18 protein-coding genes are annotated in these 19,649 nt (G+C 71.5%); 9 read left to right on the top strand and 9 right to left on the bottom strand.

What is annotated here, in order from left to right:
• The first annotated feature begins 34 nt into the window (after positions 1-34).
• The 4 genes from FFT09_RS01190 (at position 35) to FFT09_RS01175 (ending at position 4,077) form a co-directional block, all read left to right on the top strand.
• Complete coding sequence (locus tag FFT09_RS01190) at positions 35-1,972, top strand: S9 family peptidase (RefSeq protein WP_138381541.1); 1,938 nt, start codon at positions 35-37, stop codon at positions 1,970-1,972.
• Entirely contained in the window at positions 1,969-2,892 is a 924-nt protein-coding gene (locus FFT09_RS01185) for a S66 peptidase family protein (RefSeq protein WP_081190190.1), read from the top strand. Before FFT09_RS01190 ends, FFT09_RS01185 begins: the two co-directional genes overlap by 4 nt.
• A 63-nt stretch (positions 2,893-2,955) precedes the next feature.
• Positions 2,956-3,600 (top strand): class I SAM-dependent methyltransferase, encoded by a 645-nt coding sequence (locus tag FFT09_RS01180; protein WP_081190191.1) that lies wholly within the window; start codon positions 2,956-2,958, stop codon positions 3,598-3,600.
• A 9-nt stretch (positions 3,601-3,609) separates the two neighbouring features.
• Positions 3,610-4,077, top strand: coding sequence for a TIGR03668 family PPOX class F420-dependent oxidoreductase (locus tag FFT09_RS01175; RefSeq protein ID WP_138381540.1), 468 nt, complete (start codon positions 3,610-3,612; stop codon positions 4,075-4,077).
• On the opposite strand, the gene mptB is transcribed toward FFT09_RS01175, so the two are convergent.
• The 5 genes from mptB to FFT09_RS01150 are packed head-to-tail and all read right to left on the bottom strand — an operon-like array spanning position 3,986 to position 10,928.
• Complete coding sequence (gene mptB / locus FFT09_RS01170) at positions 3,986-5,623, bottom strand: polyprenol phosphomannose-dependent alpha 1,6 mannosyltransferase MptB (RefSeq protein WP_138381539.1); 1,638 nt, start codon at positions 5,621-5,623, stop codon at positions 3,986-3,988. The two genes, FFT09_RS01175 and mptB, sit on opposite strands and share 92 nt — an antisense overlap.
• A gap of 14 nt (positions 5,624-5,637) precedes the next feature.
• Positions 5,638-7,275 (bottom strand): nickel ABC transporter ATP-binding protein NikE, encoded by a 1,638-nt coding sequence (gene nikE / locus FFT09_RS01165; protein WP_138381538.1) that lies wholly within the window; start codon positions 7,273-7,275, stop codon positions 5,638-5,640.
• A complete protein-coding gene (locus tag FFT09_RS01160) occupies positions 7,272-8,156 on the bottom strand; it encodes an ABC transporter permease (protein ID WP_138381537.1) in 885 nt (294 codons plus the stop codon). The genes nikE and FFT09_RS01160 overlap by 4 nt, the downstream gene beginning before the upstream one ends.
• Positions 8,153-9,163 (bottom strand): ABC transporter permease, encoded by a 1,011-nt coding sequence (locus FFT09_RS01155; protein ID WP_244231132.1) that lies wholly within the window; start codon positions 9,161-9,163, stop codon positions 8,153-8,155. The genes FFT09_RS01160 and FFT09_RS01155 overlap by 4 nt, the downstream gene beginning before the upstream one ends.
• A 10-nt stretch (positions 9,164-9,173) precedes the next feature.
• The gene (locus FFT09_RS01150) at positions 9,174-10,928 is read right to left on the bottom strand and encodes an ABC transporter substrate-binding protein (RefSeq protein WP_138381998.1); all 1,755 of its coding nucleotides are present in this window, start codon (positions 10,926-10,928) and stop codon (positions 9,174-9,176) included.
• Between the two features lie 195 nt (positions 10,929-11,123).
• On the opposite strand from FFT09_RS01150, the gene FFT09_RS01145 reads away from it, so the two are divergent.
• The 4 genes from FFT09_RS01145 (at position 11,124) to FFT09_RS01130 (ending at position 15,368) form a co-directional block, all read left to right on the top strand.
• On the top strand, positions 11,124-11,942 hold the full coding sequence (locus tag FFT09_RS01145; RefSeq protein ID WP_081190197.1) for a M55 family metallopeptidase: 819 nt from the start codon (positions 11,124-11,126) through the stop codon (positions 11,940-11,942).
• A gap of 37 nt (positions 11,943-11,979) precedes the next feature.
• Positions 11,980-13,311, top strand: a complete 1,332-nt coding sequence (locus tag FFT09_RS01140; RefSeq protein ID WP_138381535.1) for a M20/M25/M40 family metallo-hydrolase — start codon at positions 11,980-11,982, stop codon at positions 13,309-13,311.
• A gap of 118 nt (positions 13,312-13,429) precedes the next feature.
• Positions 13,430-14,419 carry a malate dehydrogenase gene (locus tag FFT09_RS01135; protein WP_138381534.1) on the top strand — a complete coding sequence of 330 codons (990 nt, stop codon included), beginning with the start codon at positions 13,430-13,432 and terminating at the stop codon, positions 14,417-14,419.
• Positions 14,420-14,624: 205 nt separating this feature from the next.
• Entirely contained in the window at positions 14,625-15,368 is a 744-nt protein-coding gene (locus FFT09_RS01130; RefSeq protein WP_138381997.1) for a YwaF family protein, read from the top strand.
• Here the strand turns inward: FFT09_RS01130 and FFT09_RS01125 are convergent.
• Entirely contained in the window at positions 15,289-16,257 is a 969-nt protein-coding gene (locus FFT09_RS01125; RefSeq protein WP_138381533.1) for an NAD(P)/FAD-dependent oxidoreductase, read from the bottom strand. The genes FFT09_RS01130 and FFT09_RS01125 overlap by 80 nt on opposite strands.
• 80 nt (positions 16,258-16,337) lie before the next feature.
• Between FFT09_RS01125 and FFT09_RS01120 the strand changes: the two genes are divergently transcribed.
• On the top strand, positions 16,338-16,916 hold the full coding sequence (locus FFT09_RS01120) for a helix-turn-helix domain-containing protein (RefSeq protein ID WP_037333285.1): 579 nt from the start codon (positions 16,338-16,340) through the stop codon (positions 16,914-16,916).
• Between the two features lie 24 nt (positions 16,917-16,940).
• Here FFT09_RS01120 and FFT09_RS01115 read toward each other — a convergent pair whose 3' ends face one another.
• From FFT09_RS01115 to FFT09_RS01105, 3 genes are read right to left on the bottom strand one after another with little or no spacing between them, the layout of a single operon-like run.
• On the bottom strand, positions 16,941-17,678 hold the full coding sequence (locus FFT09_RS01115) for a histidine phosphatase family protein (RefSeq protein ID WP_081190200.1): 738 nt from the start codon (positions 17,676-17,678) through the stop codon (positions 16,941-16,943).
• A gap of 17 nt (positions 17,679-17,695) precedes the next feature.
• Positions 17,696-18,547 (bottom strand): undecaprenyl-diphosphate phosphatase, encoded by an 852-nt coding sequence (locus FFT09_RS01110; protein WP_081190201.1) that lies wholly within the window; start codon positions 18,545-18,547, stop codon positions 17,696-17,698.
• A complete protein-coding gene (locus FFT09_RS01105) occupies positions 18,547-19,590 on the bottom strand; it encodes an LLM class F420-dependent oxidoreductase (RefSeq protein WP_138381532.1) in 1,044 nt (347 codons plus the stop codon). The genes FFT09_RS01110 and FFT09_RS01105 overlap by 1 nt, the downstream gene beginning before the upstream one ends.
• Between the last annotated feature and the right edge of the window lie 59 nt (positions 19,591-19,649).

The following is a 19,649-nucleotide window of genomic DNA, read 5'->3' as shown; positions in this document are numbered from 1 at the left end:
CCGGCGCAGCGCAAGATCTTCTAGGCTGACGCCCATGCCCACGATCACCCCCTACGGCAGCTGGACCTCCCCGATCAGCGCCCGCGACGTCGCGGGCGCGGGCACCACGCCGCACTGGGTGGACGTCGTGGACGGCGCCGTGTGGTGGGCCGAATCACGCCCCCACGAGAACGGGCGGGTGGCGCTGGTGCGCTGGGTGGACGGCGCGGTGCAGGAGATGCTGCCCGCCCCGTGGAGCGCGCGGAACCGGGTCCACGAGTACGGCGGCCGCCCGTGGCTGCTGCGGGGCGACACGCTGGTCTTCACGCACTGGGACGACCAGCGCCTGTACGCGCTGGACCTGCGCGCCGGGCCCGGCGCGGTGACGCCGCTGACGGCGGAACCGGACACCCCGCAGGGGGTGCGGTTCGCCGATCTGTGCCCCGGCCCGCCCGGTGAGGTGTGGGCGGTGCGGGAGACCGCGCTCGGCCCCGGGCGCGCCGACGTCGCCCGCGACCTGGTGGCGGTCCCGCTGTCGGGTGGGAGCCCGCGTCCGCTGGCGGCGTCCCACCACTTCCTCACCGCGCCCCGCCTCGCGCCCGACGGGCGGCACGCCGCGTGGCTGGGCTGGGACCATCCCGCCATGCCGTGGGACACGACGTCGCTGTGTGTGGCGGAGGTCCTCGGCGACGGCACGCTGGGCCCGCACCGGGTGCTCGCGGGCGACGCGGCGACGTCGGTGTGCCAGCTCGACTGGGACGGCCCTGACGCGCTCATCGCGATCACCGACCCCGGTGGCTGGTGGGTTCCCCACCGCATCACCCTCGACGGCGCCGCCGAGGCGCTCACCGGGGTGGAGGCGGAGCTGGGCGGGCCGCTGTGGAAACTCGGATCGCGCTGGACGACGCCGCTGGGCGGCGGCAGGCACGCCGTGCTCACCAGCCACGGGCTCGCGGTGCTCGACGAGTCCACCGGTGCCGTGTCCCCCGTCGCCGAGGGCGAACTCACCGCGTGGACCCCGACGCTGGCCCGCCACGGCGACGCGGTCGTCGGGGTCGCGGCAGGCCCGGCGCGGCGCGCGGCGGTGGTGCGCGTGCACCCCGGCGACGGCACGATCACCGACCTCACCGACCCCGCCCCCGGCCCGGCGAGCACCTACCTGCCCGAGCCGCGGATACGGTCGTTCCCCGCCGGGGACGGCAGCACCGTACCGGCCTACGTGTACCCGCCGGCCAATCCCGACCACACCGGGCCCGAAGGGCAGCGGCCCCCGTACCTGGTCCACGCACACGGCGGTCCCACCGGGCGCCACCATCCGGCGCTGGAGCTGGACTTCGCGTTTTTCACCAGCCGCGGCATCGGGGTGGTGGCGGTGGACTACGGCGGCTCCACCGGCCGGGGCAGGGCCTACCGGGAACGGTTGCGCGGCGGGTGGGGCGTGGTCGACGTCGACGACTGCGCCGCCGTCGCGCAGGCGCTGGTGGCCGAGGGCCTCGCCGATCCGGACCGGCTCGCGATCCGGGGAGGCAGCGCGGGCGGTTTCACCGCCGCCGCGTCGGCCACCACCCGCGGCCTCTACCGCGCGGCCACGGCCAAGTACCCGATCCTCGACCTGCGGCCGTGGACCGGCGACGGCGGCGAGACCCACGACTTCGAGTCCCGCTACGTCGAAGGGCTGGTGGGCCCGCTGCCCGACACCGAGGGCCGCTACACCGCACGCTCACCGCTGCACAACCTCGGCGGGCTGGCGGGCCCGGTGCTGCTGTTGCAGGGCGAGCAGGACGAGATCTGCCCGCCGGAGCAGGCCGAACGGTTCGTCGCGGCCCTGCGCGGCAGCGGCGTCCCGCACGCCCTGGTGAGATTCCCCGGCGAACAGCACGGTTTCCGCCGCGCGGAGACCATGGTCACGGCCCTGGAGACCGAACTCGCCTTCTACGGGCACGTTTTCGGCTTCGACACCCCGGGCGTGCCGCCGGTGCGCCTGCGCCGGTGACCACCGAGCGGCGGTGCCCACCCGCGCTGCGGGCCGGGGACACCGTCGCGCTGGTGGCGTGTTCCGGGCCCGCCGACCCCGACGCGGTGCGCACCGGCGTGGCCGTCCTGGAGTCGTGGGGGCTGCGGGTGCGGGTGGGCGGCACCGTGCGCGACGACCGGCCGCACCCCCGGCTGGACTACCTGGCCGCCGAGGACGCCGACCGTGCCCGCGACTTCACCGAGGCCTGGCTGGACCCGCACGTGCGGGCGGTGCTGGCCGCCCGAGGGGGCTACGGCAGTCACCGCATGCTCGATCTGGTGGACTGGGCCGCCCTGCGCCACGCCGAACCCACCCTGTTCGCGGGATCGAGCGACGCCACCGCCGTTCACGAGGCCGTCGCCACCCACCTGGGTGTGCCGACGGTGCTGGCGGCGATGCCCGCCACCGCGTACTTCGACCCGGTGGCCGCCGAACACCTGCGCACGACCCTGTTCGCGCCCTGCGCCAGGCGCACCCTGCCCAGCCCGGCCGCCGAACCACTGCGCGCCGGGCTGGCCAGGGGACGCATCGTCGGCGGTAACCTCAGCGTCCTCGCCGCCGGGGTCGGTACCCGCGAGTCGCGGCCCGCCCACGGCGGTATCGCCGTGCTGGAGGACGTGGGCGAGGAGCCCTACCGCATCGACCGCCTGCTCACCCACCTGCTGCGCACCGGCTGGTTCGACGACGTGGCCGGGCTCGCACTCGGCTCGTGGAGCGACTGCGGTTCCGACCCGGGCGCCGTGCGCGCGGTGCTGTGCGACCGGCTGGGCCCGCTCGGTGTGCCGACCGCGTGGCGGCTGGACGTCGGCCACCACCCCGGAGCGCTGGCGGTGCCGCTCGGGTTGCCGGCCGAACTCGACGCCGCCACGGGCACGCTGACCGTCGCCCCAGGTCAGTGAACCCGTCGCCCCGGAAACCGGTGCCTGAGGCCGCCGTCAGTTCGGACACGACACAATCGGCGCATGGTGTTCTTCCCTCCGACGACTCCGACGACGACGCCCCGGGCGTCCCGCGCCGTGTCCGTGTTCGTCTCCGCCGCCGTGCGCAGCCCACGCCTGCTCGGTGCCGTCGCGCCAAGCTCCGCCGCGCTGGGCACCGTGCTGGCCTCGGTCGTGCCCACCCAGGGCGCCCCCACCGTGGCCGAGCTGGGCGCGGGCACAGGCGCGGTCACCGCACAGGTCATGCGGCGGCTGCCCACGGGCGGCCGCCACCTCGCCGTGGAGATCGACCCCGTCCTCGCCGAACACGTCCGCAGCCAGCACCCGGCCGTCACTGTCGTCGACGGTGACGCCGCCGACCTCACCGAGCTGCTCGCGGAACAGGGAGTCGACCAGGTCGACGCGGTCGTCAGCGGCCTGCCCTGGTCCCTGTTCCCCGTGGCCACCCAGCAGCGCATCCTGCGTGAGGTGACCCGCTCGCTCGCACCCGACGGCGCGTTCAGCACGTTCGCCTACCGGCACGCCGCGCCCCTGTCGGGCGCGGTGCGGTTCCGTGGCCTGCTGGAACACCTGTTCGACGAGGTGGTGGTGACCCGCACCGTGTGGCGCAACCTGCCCCCAGCCCACGCCTACGTCTGCCGCCGCCCCCGCGCGGTCACGGAGCCCTAGGCTGATCCCATGCGCGTGGACGAGGTGGCGGCGCGTCGGCTGTTCGCGGCGGCGCGGGTGGCGCGACTCGCCACCACCGGCGCCGACGGTGCGCCGCACCTGGTGCCGGTGACGTTCGCGATGGACCACGGCGACGTGGTGTCGGCCGTGGACGCCAAACCGAAGTCCACCCGCGCCCTGCGTCGGCTGCGCAACATCCGCGCCCACCCGCGGGTGTCGCTGCTGGTCGACCACTACGACGACGACTGGTCACGACTGTGGTGGGTCCGCGCCGACGGCCACGCCACCGTCACCGACAGCGACCCGGACGCCGTGACCGCGCTGGCCGCCAAGTATCAGCAGTACGCCCGCACGGCACCGGCCGGGCCGGTCATCCGGGTACGAGTCATGACCTGGCGCGGGTGGTCGGCGTCGGCGGACCCTCCGGCGCCACCTGCTCCCCCGGCTCGTCCGGAGTGTCATCCCGGGCCCGGGTGACCGGCTCCCGCCGCCACACCGCGATCAACCCCAGCGGGTCGGGCTTCAACAACGACGCCGCGGCGTAGACGCTGGCGGCGATCACCCCGACGATGAACCACCAGTCGTACAGGCTCTGCTCACCGGTGGGGTAGTACACCAGCACCAAGAACACCGACACCGCCACCACGACCGCCAGATGCACCCGCCGCCACGCGAACGCCGACGCGATCACGAAACCCCACGTGAGATACCACGGCAACGTCGGAGGCGCGAACAACGCCACCGCCAGCAACGTGACAGCCATGCGCAGGATGGCCTCCCGGCCACCGTGCCGGGCCTTCCACCACTGCCACACCATCACCGCGATCAGCGCCACCCACGCCAGCGCCCGCGCCACCGTCACGAACGGCGACACCGGCACCCCCACCACCAGGTTCACCAGCGTGTGCGCCACCTCCCCGAGCCCGGTCGGGAAGTTCAGCCAGTTCGCGATGATCTGCGGCGCCTGCAACCCGGTCACCCAGCCCAGGTTGACCGACCCCAGCGACACCCACGTACCCGCGACGAACACCACCCCGAAGATGCCCAGCGACGGTGTCACCGCCTTCACGAAGCGGCGCCACAAGCTCTCGTCACCCGGCAGGTGGTTGGCCCACACCCACACCAGGAACGGCAACGCCACCGCCGCCGTCGGTTTGATCAGCATCCCCACGGTGACCAGCGCGACGGCCACCGCGTGCTTGCGTTCCAGCGCCGCCCACACCCCGATCGTGAGGAACGCCAGCATCAACAAATCGTTGTGCGGACCACCGACCAGGTGGATCACCGTCATCGGGCTCGCCACGGCCAGCCACATCGTCACCGGCAACCGGCCACCCAGATGCCGCACCAGCTTCGGCAGCGCCCACAGCATCCCCGCCAGCCCCAGCAACAACACCACCCGGGTCCCGATGACCCCGGCGATCATGTTGTTCCCGGTGACGCCCACGATGTTCTCCGCCACCAACAGGAACAACGGCCCGTACGGCGCGGGAGTGGTCTGCCACAACGGATGCACGTTCTGCACCACGTCCGGCAACACGTTCAGCGCGGCGGGCCCGTAGTCGTACGGGTCCAGCCCGTGCAGCAACTGCGCGCCCTGCCCGAGATACGAGAACACATCCCGCGTGAACAGCGGCGGCGCCACCAGCAGCGGCGCCATCCACGCGAACGCGGCCACCAGGATCGGTCTCGTCCCGATGCGGCCGGCCAGGGCGTAACGGCCCAACCGCACCCACGCCCACACGACGAGCGCGAACCCGACGTAGAGCACAGCGGTGGTCAGCGCGTGACCGTGACCGAACCGCATCCACGACAGCGGGCCCGCCCCGATCACCGGATCGCGGACCAGGACCCCGCCCGCCCCCAGCGACGCCAGCATCAGCACGGTGCTGCCGACAACGCCCATCACGATGGTGCGGTACGGGAAACGCGACGACGCGCCCGCGCGGGCAGCCGCGCGCGCGGACTCGGATTCGTCCGTGGGCGCCTCGGCGCTCGGCACGGAATCGGTGGTGGTGGCCATACTGGTTTCTGAGGTTACACACCGCGACGAAATGCGCTCGCCGAAGGTGTCGGCAGCGCCGCGAGCAACGACCTCGTGTACTCCTCACGCGGCGTGCGCAGCACTTTCTCCACCGCACCCGACTCCACGATCCGGCCCCGGCGCATCACCGCGACCCGGTCGGCGATCGCCCACGCCAACCCGAGGTCGTGTGTGATGACCAACGCCGCCAGCCCGAAATCACGCCGCAACCGCAACAGCAACGCCAGGATCTCGTTGCGCACCGTCGCGTCCAGCGACGCCACCGGCTCGTCGGCGACCAGCACACTCGGCTCGCACGCCAGCGCCCCCGCGATCACCACCCGCTGCCGCTGCCCACCCGAGAGCTCGTGCGGCAACCGCGACAGGAACTCCTCCGCAGGCCGCAGCTCCGCCGCCTCCAGCGCCGCCACCACCCGCGCTCGCTCGTCGCCCGGCAACCGGTGGATCCGCGGCCCCTCGGCCACCGCCTCGTACACCGTGTGCCGAGGGTTCAGCGCACCGGCCGGGTCCTGCGACACCAGCTGAACGCTGCGCCGGTACGCCCGCAACCCCGCCGTCGACGACGGCAGCAGCGCACCGTCGAACAGCACCGATCCCGAGGCCACGCGCTGCAATCCCAGCAACGCCCTCGCCAGCGTGGTCTTGCCCGACCCCGACTGCCCCACCAGCGCCACGATCTCCCCGCGCCGCACCCCCAGATCCACCCCGTCCACCGCCCCGACCCGACCCCCCGCGCGATCACGAAACGTCACCACGAGATCCCGGGCCGCCAGCAACTCCTGACCCACCTCCCCGTGTTCACCGTCCGCGACCATCCGCGTGTCCGCGTCCCCGACCCGGTGCACCGAGGCGGCCAGCGCGCGCGTGTGCTGATGCGCGCCCCGCTCGAACACCTCCCCCGACGGGCCCTGCTCCACGACCTCACCCCGGTACATCACCGCGACCCGCTCACAGGTCTGGGCCAGCACCGCGAGATCATGGCTGATCAGCACCAACCCGATACCCCGCTCCGCCACCAGCTCACCCAGCAACCGCAACACCTGGTGCTGCACCACCACGTCCAGCGCCGTCGTCGGCTCGTCGGCCACGATCAACTCCGGCTCGCACGCCAGCGCCATCGCGATCATCACCCGCTGCTTCTGCCCACCCGAGAGCTCGTGCGGATACGCCCCCGCCCGCCTCGGCGGCAGATCCACCCGCCGCAGCAGCTCCGCCACCCGCTCCCGCACCGCACCACCACCCACGGCATGCAACCGCACCGGTTCGGCGATCTGCTCGCCCACCGTGCGCACCGGGTTCAACGCGTGCATCGCCCCCTGGAACACGATCGACGCCGACGACCACCGCACCGCCCGCAACCGCCCCCACCGCATCGCGTTGACGTCCTCGCCGCGCAGCAACACCTCACCGGTCACCGACGCCGACTTCGGCAACAGCCGCAGCACACTCATCGCCACAGTCGACTTGCCCGACCCCGACTCCCCCGCGATCCCCAGCGTCTCGCCCGCCCGCAACGTCAGATCCACGCCCCGCACCGCGGGCACCTCGCCCACCGCGCTGCGATACGTCACCCCCAGCGACCGCAGCCGAAGCAACGGCACCTCCGGCGTTTCCTGCGCGCCGGCGGTCACGACCGGCCCCGCAGTCCCGGATTCAGCACCGTCTCCAACGCCCGCCCCACCAGCGTGAACGACAGCACCACCACCACGATCGCCAGCCCCGGCGGCACCAGGTACCACCACGCGCCCGCGCTCACCGACCCCGACGACAACGCCGTCTGCAACATCGACCCCCACGACACCGCACTCGGATCCCCCAACCCCAGAAACGCCAACGTCGACTCCGCGATGATCGAGTTACCCACCACCAGCGTCGTGTTCGCCAGCACCAGCGGCAACACCGCAGGCAGCACGTGCCGCCCCACCACGTGCGCGTGACCCCCGCCCAGCGCCCGCGCCCGCTCCACGAACGGCCTGCTCTCCACCGTCAGCGTCTGCGCCCGCACCAACCGCGCCGTCGCAGGCCACGACGTCACCCCCACCGCCAGCACGATCGTCGCGATCCCCTGCGGCAACACCGTCGACAACGCGATCGCCAGCACCAGCGACGGCAGCACCAGGAAGAAATCGGTGAACCGCAACAACACCGACGCCACCCACCCCCGGAAGTGCCCCGCGGCCAACCCCACCAGGGTGCCGATCACCACCGACAGCACCGTCGCCGCGAACCCGACCAACAGCGACACCCGCGCGCCCCACAACGTCAACAACAACACCGAACGCCCGTCGACATCCGTGCCCAGCGGAAACTCCCAGCTCGGCGGCTCAAGAGCCGACCCAGGCGCCGTCGTCACATCCAACTCCGCCTCCGCCGTCACCAGCGGAGCCGCCACCGCCAGCGACACCACCAGCAGCAACACCCCCAGCCCCACCAGGCCCCCGCGCTCACCACGGAAAGCACGCCACACCGCCGCCGCCGCGGCTCGCCGCCGCCACCACACCGGAGACGTCACGACTCACGCACCCTCGGATCCAGCACCCGGTACAGCAACTCCGCCACCAGGTTCATCACCAGCACCGACGACGCCAGCACCACGAACACCCCCTGCAACAACGGCAGATCCGGCCCCCGCAACGCCTCATAAGTCAACAACCCCAGCCCCGGCCACGAGAACACCGTCTCCACCGTCACCGTGCCCGACACCACCATGCCGAACTGCAGAAACACCAGCGTCACCGTCGGCAACAACGCGTTCGGCACCGCGTGCCTGCGCCGCACCAGATCCTCCCGCAAGCCCTTCGCCCGCGCCGTCGTCAGATAGTCCGACCCCATCTCCTCCAGCAACGACGACCGCATCACCAGCATGTACTGCGCGTACACGACCGCCAGCAACGTCACGCACGGCAACACCAGGTGGTGCGCCACATCCAGCACCTGCGCCACTGGATCATCCGGAACCACCGGCGAGCGCATCCCCCGGCTCGGGAACAACCCCTGCGTCGCGATCAGCAACAACAACCCCAGCCAGAACTGCGGCACCGACCACAACGTCAACGCCACCCCGGTGCTGACCCGGTCGAACACACCACCACGACGCCACGCCGCCCGCGCCCCCAGCCACAACCCCAGCACCACCGCCAGCACCGTCGCCGTGCCCACCAGCAGCACCGTCGGCCACAACCGCTCCCCGATCATCGCCGCGACCGGCCGGTTGTACACGTACGACACACCCAGATCGCCGGTCAGCAACCCCAGCACGTAGTCGGCGAACTGCCGCGCCACCGGCTCGTCCACACCCAGCCGCTCCCGCAACGCCGCCAACTGCTCCGGGCTCGTCGGCCGGTTCCGCGTCATCGTCGCCACCGGATCACCCGGGATCATCCGGAACAACAGAAACCCCAGCACCACCACCAGCGCGAAACTCGCCAGCGCCCCACCGAGCTTGCCTGCCACGAACCGCACCAGCCCGGACCCACCGCGCGAGCCCGGCGCGGTCTCCTCCCCCCACGACGACGTCACCACAGCGACGTCACTCCCGGTCGTAGACCGACGCACGCCGCCGCACCAGCACCACGCCACCCCCCACCAGCAACACCAGCGCACCCGCCCCCACCACGACCCACACCCCGGCCGAGACCCCCGAACCCGCACCGGCCGCCGCACCCGTCACCGGCTCCGCACCGTAAAATCCCCAGTACCCGGTCTGCTCCATGATCTGCCCCTCACCCACCGGCTGCCGCACGAACCCCGTGAACCGGTCGGAGCGATACACCTCCAGCACGTTGTCGTAGCCCAGCACCAGACTCGGCACCCGCTCGTAGTACCGCGCCTGCGCCCGCCGCACCAGCTCCGCACGCCGCTGCCCGGACAACTCGGCGGCCTGCCGGTAGTACAGCTCGTCGTAGACCTCGTCACAGAAGAACGCGTTGCTACTGCTACTGCCCGACGCCGCGGGCAACGCCGCACACGTCTGCTTACTCAGGATGTAGTCCGGGTCCGGGTTCGTACCCCACCCGGAAAACGCCAGGTCGTAGTGCCCCGACGACGTGGTCTCGTCCACCTCGTTGTCCGAGACCAGATCCTTCGTCACCGCGATCCCCACGTCCCGCAACCACGACACCACATAGTCCCCCGCGCGCTGCGCGTAGTCGTCACTCGCCCGGCCCGTCAACCGGAACTCCAGCGGCCGACCGTCCGGGCCCGCCCGGACCCCGTCGGGCCCCCGCTCGTAGCCCGCCTCGTCCAGCAACGCCTCCGCCGCCCCGGGATCGAACTCGTAGCGCACGTCCTCACCCGGCTCGTAGTGGAACTCCGAGTACACCGGCGGCACCAGCCCACCGGGCAGCTCCCCGTAACCCCCGAGCACCTTCTCCACCAGCACCCTCGGATCCACCGCCATCGCGACCGCCCGCCGCACCCGCACGTCCCGCAACGCCGGATGACCGTCCCCGATCTCGTCACCCACCGCGTTGCGCGCCCCCGGATTCATCAACAACTCCCGGTAACGCCGCCCCGACGCCTGATTCGTCTCCACCCCCGGCTCACCCCGCAGACTGTCGAACTGCGCCCGAGTCAACCGGTTGACGAAATCGATCTCCCCGTTCCGCAACGCGTTCACCGCGGCGTCGGCGTTCTCGAACTTGATGAAACGCAACTCGTCGTACGCGGGCGCACCACGCCAGTACCGCTCGTTCGCCGTCATCCGCACGACCTCGTTGCGCCGGTACTCCGCGATCAGAAACGGCCCACTGCCGACACCCACCACCTCGACACTGTCGGCCATCGGATCGTGCATGTCCGGCACCCGCGACCACACGTGCTCGGGCACGATCGGCACATCCAGCGCCGTCATACTCGCCTGCGGCTCCGCCGTCTCGATGACCAGCGTCCTCGGATCCGGCGCCGACACGGCCACGAAGTTCTCGACGTAGCCGCCGTTGGCCTCCGCCGCCTTCGGATCCGACATGATCTTGTCGAACGTGAACACCGCGTCCTCCGCCGTCACCGCCTCACCGTCCGACCAGGTCATCCCCTCCCGGATCGTGAACGTCCACGTCAGCTTGTCCTCCGACACCTCCCACGACTCGGCGACACCCCCCGTCGGTGTCGCGTCCTCCGCCGACGGCAACGTCAGAAACTCCCACGAGAACCGGCCCACCATCGTGCTCGACGCGAAACTCGCCGTGAACGGATTCAGGTGATCGATCTCCTGAACCAGCGCCACCCGCAGCACCCGGGGCGAGTCCTGCCGCGCCTGCGCGACCGGGACCAGCGACACCAGCATCAACCACGCCACGACCACCGCGGCCGACGCCGCACCACCACGCCGGAAGCGAGACCCACCCACTGTGTCCACCTCACTGCGGTCCGAGAAAGCCGGAGCGGAAAAATAACCACTCCGAACGAAGCCATGTCAACGATTTGCGGTCACGGATGCGCAACCTGTGACACCACCGCTAGGTTGACAGAGGTGAGGATCATGATTTCCGCCGACATGGAAGGCGCCACCGGAGTCACCTGGACCGACGACGTCGTCCCCGGCACCGAACCCTGGCAACGATTCCGCCGCCTGTTCACCGGCGACGTCAACGCCACCATCGCCGGACTCGCCGACGGCGGCGCCACCGACATACTCGTCAACGAAGCCCACTCCACCCAGCGCAACCTCCTGCTCGAAGACCTCGACCCCCGCGCCCGCATGCTCACCGGCAAACACAAACCCCTGTCCATGATGGAAGGCATCGACACCGGCCTCGACGGCGTCGTCTTCCTCGGCTACCACACCGGAGCCGGCTGCGACGGCGTGCTCTCCCACACCTACCTGCCCAACCAGATCACCGACGTCCGCCTCGACGGCGTCCCCGCCAGCGAAGGCCGCCTCAACACCGCGCTGGCCACCGAACACGGCGTCCCCGTCCTCCTCGTCAGCGGCGACGACAAGACCTGCGACGACGCCCGCGACTACGCCCCCACCGCCACCACCGTCGCCGTCAAACACTGCGTCAGCCGCTACGCCGCCGTCTGCCTGCCACCCTCCCGCACCAGCGCCGACCTCACCGCCGCCGCCACCGACGGCATGCGCCACGCCGGACGCACCACCCCCAGCGCCGGCCCCCACCACATCGACGTCGAGTTCGACGCCAGCCACCTCGCCCAGGCCACCGCCGTCATCCCCACCGTCGAACAGACCGGCGTCCGCACCGTCGGCTTCGACGCCCCCACCATGACCGCAGCCATGAAAGCCTTCAAGATCGTCACCGCCATCGCCGATGGCGCCGCCCAGGGCAAGTACGGCTGACCAGCCCACCCGAGACCCCGCAAGGCGGTGACACACCATGACCGCAGACACAGCCCGCACAGCCAGCACACCCGACGTCGTCGACCTCTGCTCCCAGCTGATCCGCTTCGACACCACCAACCACGGTGGAGGCGACGCCCACGGCGAACGCGAGGCCGCCGAGTTCTGCGCCGCCACCCTCACCGACGCCGGACTCCACCCCACCATCCTCGAATCCGCGCCCCGCCGCGCCAACGTCATCGCCCGCCTGCCCGGCGAAGACCCCACCCTCCCCGCACTGCTCGTCCACGGACACCTCGACGTCGTGCCCGCCGACGACACCGAATGGTCCGTTCCCCCGTTCTCCGGCACCATCACCGACGGCTACGTCTGGGGCCGCGGCGCCGTCGACATGAAGGACTTCTGCGCCACCACCCTCACCGCCGTCTCCACCATCACCGCCTCCGGCCACCGCCCCCGCCGCGACATCGTCCTCGCCTTCGTCGCCGACGAGGAGGACCTCGGCACCCACGGCGCCCACTGGCTCACCACCCACCACCCCGACCTGCTCAGCGGCTGCGCCGCCGCCATCGGCGAATCCGGCGCCTACACCCACCACGTCCGCGCACCCGACGGCCGCGCCGTCCGCCTCTACCCCGTCGGCACCGCCGAACGCGGCACCACCCACCTGCGCCTCACCGCACGCGGCCGCGCGGGCCACGGCTCCCGCCGCAACGACTCCAACGCCGTCGTCCACCTCATCACCGCACTCCACGCCCTCACCGCGCACCGCTGGCCCATCGTGCTCACCCCCACCGTCGAGACCTTCCTGCACCGCACCGCCACCGCACTCGGCGTCCACATCGACCTCCACGACATCGACGCCACCCTCACCCGGCTCGGCGACGCCGCACCCCTCGTCGAGAACACCGTCCGCAACAGCGCCACCCCCACCGTCCTCGACGCGGGATACAAGGTGAACGTCATCCCCGGCCTCGCCCAGGCCCAACTCGACGGCCGAACCCTGCCCGGCGCGGAGGACGCATTCCTGTCCGAGGTGGACGCCCTCATCGGAGGACACGTCGACCGCGAGATCATCGCGCACACCGGCCCCGTCCAGGCACCCGTCGACTCCCCCTGGTTCGACGCCATGGCCACCGCGCTGCGCGCACACGACCCCGACGCCGTCGTCGTGCCCTACTGCCTCGGCGGCGGCACCGACGCCAAGGCGTTCAGCGCACTCGGCATCGACTGCTACGGCTTCGCGCCACTGTGGCTGCCGGAGGGCTTCGACTACCGCGCCCTCGCCCACGGCGTCGACGAACGCGTTCCCGTGGCCGGGCTCCGCTTCGGAGCCCGCGTGCTCGAACACCTGCTGCGGCACGTCTGAGGTGATCATGCCAACACCGCTCAATCGGTTCAGGTGAGGTGACGCACCGATCCCGCCTCGACCACGCCCGATAGCATCCGAAGTACAAGCACTGAAACCCGTCAGCAGGAGAAACGTCATGACGCAGGCCCCTGTCAACGTCACCGTCACCGGCGCGGCCGGCCAGATCGGATACGCGCTGCTGTTCCGCATCGCGTCCGGTCAGCTCCTCGGCCAGGATCAGCCCGTGCGGCTGCGGCTGCTGGAGATCCCGCAGGCGGTGAAGGCGGCAGAAGGGACCGCCCTGGAACTCGAGGACGGCGCCTTCCCCCTGTTGGCGGGCATCGACATCGTCGACGACGCCAAGCAGGCGTTCGACGGCACCAACGTCGCGTTGCTCGTGGGCGCCCGCCCGCGCACGAAAGGCATGGAACGCGGTGACCTGCTGGAGGCCAACGGCGGCATCTTCAAGCCGCAGGGCGAGGCCATCAACGCCGGCGCCGCCGACGACGTCAAGATCCTCGTCGTCGGCAACCCGGCCAACACCAACGCGCTGATCGCCCAGGCCCACGCGCCCGACGTGCCCGCGGAGCGCTTCACCGCGATGACCCGGCTCGACCACAACCGGGCGCTCGCCCAGCTCGCCAAGAAGCTCGGCGCCCCGGTCTCCGACATCAAGAAGATGACCATCTGGGGCAACCACTCGGCCACCCAGTACCCGGACATCTTCAACGCCGAGGTCAAGGGCGGCAGCGCCGCCGAGGCGGTCAACGACCAGAACTGGCTGGAGAACGAGTTCATCCCCCGCGTCGCCAAGCGCGGCGCGGAGATCATCGAGGCGCGCGGCGCGTCCTCCGCGGCCTCGGCCGCCAACGCCGCGATCGACCACGTCCACGACTGGGTCAACGGCACCCCGGAGGGTGACTGGGTCTCGATGGGCGTTCCCTCCGACGGCTCGTACGGCGTACCCGAAGGGCTGATCTCGTCGTTCCCCGTGGTCTGCCGGGGCGGCGCCTACGAGATCGTGCAGGGCCTGGAGATCAACGACTTCTCCCGCTCCCGCATCGACGCCTCGGTCGGCGAGCTGACCGAGGAGCGCGACGCCGTCCGCAAACTGGGCCTCATCTGACCGGCACCCGCCGTTCCCGAGTGCCGCGAAGGCCACCCTCGCTGCGTCCAGTGCAGTGAAGGTGGCCTTCGCGGCACTCATCTCGGGGCGAAAGCGTCCCCAACAAAGCCCCGGCGTATAGGGTGTTATACATTTGTGCCGGGTGCGGCTGTCGGCTGTCACGATGGACAGGACGGACAACCACCGGACCGCCGGACCGGACGCCATGGACACGACGCCAGCGCAGTTCACGCCCTACGGCCCCTCCCACTGGGCCGTACTCGCCGTGTTCGCCCTCGGCTGTGCCGCACTCGTACTCACGGGCCGGGCCCACCGGCACTCTCCCGCCGAGCGGCACCTGAGCCGCACCTTCGCCGCCGTCCTGCTCACAATTCACGTCGGCGCGCTCATCTACACGTTCGTCTCCCGTGACTGGGGCCCGCTCGACACGGTGCCGCTGCACCTGTCCGACCTGGCCGGATTCGCCGCCGCCTACGCGCTGTGGAGCCACGCCCGCTGGGCCTACGCCCTCACCTACTACTGGTGCCTGTCCCTGTCCACGCAGGCGCTGGTCTCCCCCGTGCTCGCCAGCCCGGACTTCCCGCACCACGAGTTCCTCGCGTTCTGGGCACTGCACCTGCTGGTCGTGTGGGCCGCCGTCTACCTCACCTGGGGTGTGGGCCTGCGCCCCAGCTGGCGTGACTACCGCGTCGCCGTCGGCCTCACCGCCTGCTGGGCCGCCGTGGCGATGCTGTTCAACACCGCCACGGGCACCAACTACGGCTATCTCAACCGCAAGCCGGCCACCGACTCGCTGCTGGACCTGCTGGGCCCCTGGCCGTGGTACCTGCTGCCCGAGATCGCGCTCATCCTGGCAGCGTGGGCGCTGCTCACCTGGCCGTGGACCCGGACGCGGCGCGACGGAGCTCGACCGCGAGCGCGGTCTCCTCGTCGACCAGGTCGGCGTTGAGCTGCGCCCCGGCCGCCGCACCCGCCGATGCCGCCGCACCCACCTGAGCCATCAGGTCGGTGACGTTGCCCGCGGCCCACACCCCGGGCACCTCGGTCCGGCCCCGCGCGTCCACCACGAGGTGCTCCCCCACCCCCGCCGGATGCGCCACCGGCCGCAATCCCAGCGAGGCCAGGAAACCGGCTCGCGCCACCATCCTCGGCGCCACCGCCAACGCCTCCCGCTCGACCACCGTGCCGTCGCCCAACCGCACCCCGGTCAGCCAGTCGTCGGTGACCTCGACGGCGACGACCTCGCCCGCCACCACCGCGACGCCCCGCGCGGCCAACTGCTCGACCTCCTCCGCCGTCGGCGATCCGGTGTGGGCCAGAAACGTCACGTCGGCGCTCCACTGCCGCAGCAGCAGCGCCTGGTGCACCGACATCGGCCCGCTGGCCAGCACCCCGATCGCCTGGTCCCGCACCTCCCAGCCGTGGCAGTACGGGCAGTGCAGCACATCCCGCCCCCACCGCTCGCGCAACCCCGGGATGGAGGGCAGCTCGTCGCTCAGCCCCGAAGCCACCAGCAACCGCCGCGCCCGCACGACGTCGCCGTCGGCCAGGGAGACGGTGAAACCCTCACCCTCACGGCTCGCCGAGACGACCGTGCCGGAACGCACCTCGCCGCCGTAGCCGGTCACCTCGTCGCGGCCCCGCCGCAGTAACTCACCCGGGCCCATGCCCTCCCGACCCAGCAGGCCGTGGACTCCGGCGGCCACGGCGTTGCGGGGTTCACCCGCGTCGATCACCAGTACCGAGCGGCGCGCCCGCGCCAACATGAGCGCGCCGTTCAGCCCCGCGGCGCCCCCACCGAGCACCACCACGTCGTACCGTTCGTCCTGTCCGGTCATCGCGACCACCTCCGCGCCTCAGCCTGCCTTCACCACCAAGACGGGAGCAAAACATTTTGCCACTGTGGCAAGATGGGGGCATGGACGACGACCTCGGGCGAACCCTCGACACCGTCGGTCCGCGCCTGCGGGCATTGCGCACCGCCCGCGACACCACGCTGGCCGAACTGTCCGAACGCACCGGCATCTCCGTGAGCACCCTGTCCCGGCTGGAGTCCGGAACCCGCAAACCCACGCTCGAACTCCTGCTGCCACTGGCCAAGGCCCACGGCGTCACACTCGACGAACTCGTGGACGCCCCACCCACCGGTGACCCGCGCGTGCACCTGCGCCCGGTCACCCACCAGGGCATGACCATGGTGCCGCTCACCCGCCGCCCCGGCGGCATCCAGGCCTACAAACTCGTCATATCCCACGACCCGGCACGCGACATCGGCCCGCAGACCCACGAGGGCTACGAGTGGCTCTACGTCCTCAACGGCAGGCTCCGGATGATCCTCGGCGAACACGACGTCGTGCTCGCCCCCGGCGAGGCCGCGGAGTTCGACACGCGGGTACCGCACTGGTTCGGCCCCGCGGACGCGGGCCCGGTCGAGATCCTCAGCCTGTTCGGCAAGCAGGGCGAACGTGCCCACCTGCGGGCCAGGCCCGCGACCTGACGGCTCAGGCGCCCCAGCTCCCGGTCACGGCCGGTCCGTTCGCCCTGTCGCGCCTCCGAGTGCCGCGTCGGAGGCCGAGTCCGCCCGCCGTCGGCGCTGGCGGGACCGCTTCGAGGGCTTCGACGGCGCGGGCGGTACGATCCCGCCGAGCTCACCGCCGCAGTCGTTCATCCGCAACACGAACGGCCGGGTCTCCGTGTAGCGGATCACCGACACGGACGCGGGCTCGACCACGATGCGCTGGAACAGATCGAGATGCTGCCCCAGAGCGTCAGCCAGCACCGCCTTGATCACGTCACCGTGCGTACACGCCAGCCACACAGCATCGTCACCGTGTTCGGCGGTGACCCGGGCGTCGTGGTCGCGCACCGCCGCGACGGCCCTGGCCTGCACCTGCGCCAGCCCCTCTCCGCCGGGGAACACCACCGCCGAGGGATGCGCCTGCACCACCGGCCACAGCGGTTCCTTCGCCAGCGACTTCAGCTCCCGGTTGCGCCAGTCGCCGTAGTCGACCTCGGACAACCGGGATTCCGGCCGCAAGGTCAGGCCCCGGTCCTTCACCAGCGGCGCCACGCTCTGCCTGCACCGCAACAGGGGCGAGGTCACCACATCGGCGAGGGAAACCGTCGCCAGCCGCGCGACCAGCGCCTCGGCCTGCGCACGGCCCGTGTCGTCCAGACCCACGCCCGGCGTGCGACCGGCCAGCACACCCGAGCTGTTCGCCGTCGACCGGCCGTGCCGCAGCAGGATCACAGTACCCACGACGCCACCCTACGGGTTCATTCCGGCTCCCCCACCACCGTGGGGCCCGCGTTCGGGTCGAGCACGCCGGCGTAGACCAGCACCAGCACCAGCACACCGAGCACGACCCGGTAGATCACGAACGGAAGGAAGCTGTTCTTCTTGATGTAGGCCATCAGCCACGCGATCACGGCGTAACCCACACCGAACGACACCACGGTGGCCAGCACCGTCGGCCCCACGCCGGGAGCATCACCGGCACCGATGTCGGTCAGCTTGTACACGCCGGAGGCGAGCACCGCGGGCACCGCCAGCAGGAACGCGTACTCGGCCGCCTCGGCCCGCTTGTAGCCCAGCAGCAGGCCACCGGTGATCGTGCCGCCCGAACGCGACACGCCGGGGATGAGCGCCATCGCCTGCGCGAATCCGTAGACCAGGCCGTGCGGCACGGTGAGCTGATCCAGCTCCCGCTGTTTGCGGCCGACGCGGTCGGCCAGCAGCAACAGCAACCCGAACACGATCAGGGTCGTCGCCGTCAGCCGCAGATCGCGGAACACGCTCTCGATGCGCTCCTCGAACAGCAGTCCGAGCACGGCGATCGGCACCGACCCGATGATGATGAGCCAGCCCATCTTCGCGTCCGGGTCCGAGCGGTACTCGCGCTTGCCGAGCGAGAGGAACCAGTGGCGCAGGATGCGCCAGATCTTGCGGCTGAAGTACAGCAGCACCGCCAGCTCGGTGCCGATCTGGGTGACCGCCGTGAACGCGGCACCCGGGTCCCCCCAACCCGCGAACGCCGCCGTCAGGCGGATGTGCGCGCTGGACGAGATCGGCAGGAACTCCGTGAGCCCCTGCACCAGCCCCAGCACGAGAGCCTCGAACCAGCCCATCAGGCCACCCCCGCCCGCTCCAGCGCCGCCACCGCGGTGCGCAGCACCCCGGCACCCGCCGCGGGGTCCGCGAACGGCGCCACGCTCAGCGTCGTGACCCCGGCCTCGGCGAACGCGGTCATCCGCTCGGCGATGCGCTCCTCGGGGCCCAGCAGCGACGTCGCGTCGAGGAACTCCAGCGGCACCGCCGCCCTCGCGCCGTCGTAGTCCTTGGCCAGATAGCGTTCCTGCACCTCGGCCGCCGCATCGGCGAAGCCCATCCGCACCGCGAGCCGGTTGTAGAAGTTCCTGTCCCTGCTGCCCATTCCACCCAGGTACAGCGCCGCATAGCCCCGGACGGCGTCGGCGCACGCCCGCCAGTCCTCGCCCGGCACCAGCGGCACCGTCGGCGCGATGTCGAGATCACCCACCGAGCGGCCTGCCCGCTCCGCGCCGGTCCGCAGGTGGGACAGCTGGGCTTCGGCGTGCTCCGGGGAGAAGAACACCGGCAACCACCCGTCGGCGATCTCACCGGTCAGCTCCAGGTTCTTCGGCCCGATGGCCGCGAGGTACAGCGGAAGCCGTTCCCGCACCGGATGCACGGTCAGCGCCAGCGCCTTCCCTGGCCCGTCCGGCAGCGGCAACCGGAAGTGCCTGCCCTCGTAGCGCACCTTCTCCCTACACAACGCGGCGCGCACGATGTCGACGTACTCGCGCGTGCGGCCGAGCGGCGCGGTGAACCGCACCCCGTGCCAGCCCTCGGACACCTGCGGCCCCGACACCCCGAGCCCGAGCCGGAACCGGCCGCCGGAGAGGGTGTCCAACGTGGCGGCCGTCATGGCGGTGGCCGCCGGTGTCCGAGCCGGAATCTGCAACACCGCACTGCCCACATCGACCGACGACGTCTGCGCCGCCACCCATGCCAGCACCGTCGCCGCGTCGGAGCCGTACGCCTCCGCGACCCACACCACCGAATAGCCGAGCGTGTCGGCCTCCCTGGCCAGCGCCAGATTGGCCGCGTCGTTGCCCGCGCCCCAGTACCCGAGATTCAGACCCAATCGCACGGACGCCGACACTATCGGGCGGTAACGCGCCACCCGACACGACATGGTCCCGGACCCGG

The sequence above is a fragment of the Saccharomonospora piscinae genome (assembly GCF_005862235.1).
Lineage (GTDB): Bacteria > Actinomycetota > Actinomycetes > Mycobacteriales > Pseudonocardiaceae > Saccharomonospora > Saccharomonospora piscinae.
Note: the sequence above shows the minus strand (reverse complement) of the source record. Positions and strands in the feature narration are given on the sequence as shown.

Coding starts and splice junctions, on each gene's coding strand:
- FFT09_RS01190 (WP_138381541.1), top strand. CDS start 35: ATGCCCACGATCACCCCCTACGGCAGCTGGACCTCCCCGATCAGCGCC.
- FFT09_RS01180 (WP_081190191.1), top strand. CDS start 2,956: ATGGTGTTCTTCCCTCCGACGACTCCGACGACGACGCCCCGGGCGTCC.
- FFT09_RS01175 (WP_138381540.1), top strand. CDS start 3,610: ATGCGCGTGGACGAGGTGGCGGCGCGTCGGCTGTTCGCGGCGGCGCGG.
- mptB (WP_138381539.1), bottom strand. CDS start 5,623: ATGGCCACCACCACCGATTCCGTGCCGAGCGCCGAGGCGCCCACGGAC.
- FFT09_RS01150 (WP_138381998.1), bottom strand. CDS start 10,928: ATGCTGGTGTCGCTGGTCCCGGTCGCGCAGGCGCGGCAGGACTCGCCC.
- FFT09_RS01145 (WP_081190197.1), top strand. CDS start 11,124: ATGATTTCCGCCGACATGGAAGGCGCCACCGGAGTCACCTGGACCGAC.
- FFT09_RS01140 (WP_138381535.1), top strand. CDS start 11,980: ATGACCGCAGACACAGCCCGCACAGCCAGCACACCCGACGTCGTCGAC.
- FFT09_RS01135 (WP_138381534.1), top strand. CDS start 13,430: ATGACGCAGGCCCCTGTCAACGTCACCGTCACCGGCGCGGCCGGCCAG.
- FFT09_RS01130 (WP_138381997.1), top strand. CDS start 14,625: ATGGACACGACGCCAGCGCAGTTCACGCCCTACGGCCCCTCCCACTGG.
- FFT09_RS01125 (WP_138381533.1), bottom strand. CDS start 16,257: ATGACCGGACAGGACGAACGGTACGACGTGGTGGTGCTCGGTGGGGGC.
- FFT09_RS01120 (WP_037333285.1), top strand. CDS start 16,338: ATGGACGACGACCTCGGGCGAACCCTCGACACCGTCGGTCCGCGCCTG.
- FFT09_RS01110 (WP_081190201.1), bottom strand. CDS start 18,547: ATGGGCTGGTTCGAGGCTCTCGTGCTGGGGCTGGTGCAGGGGCTCACG.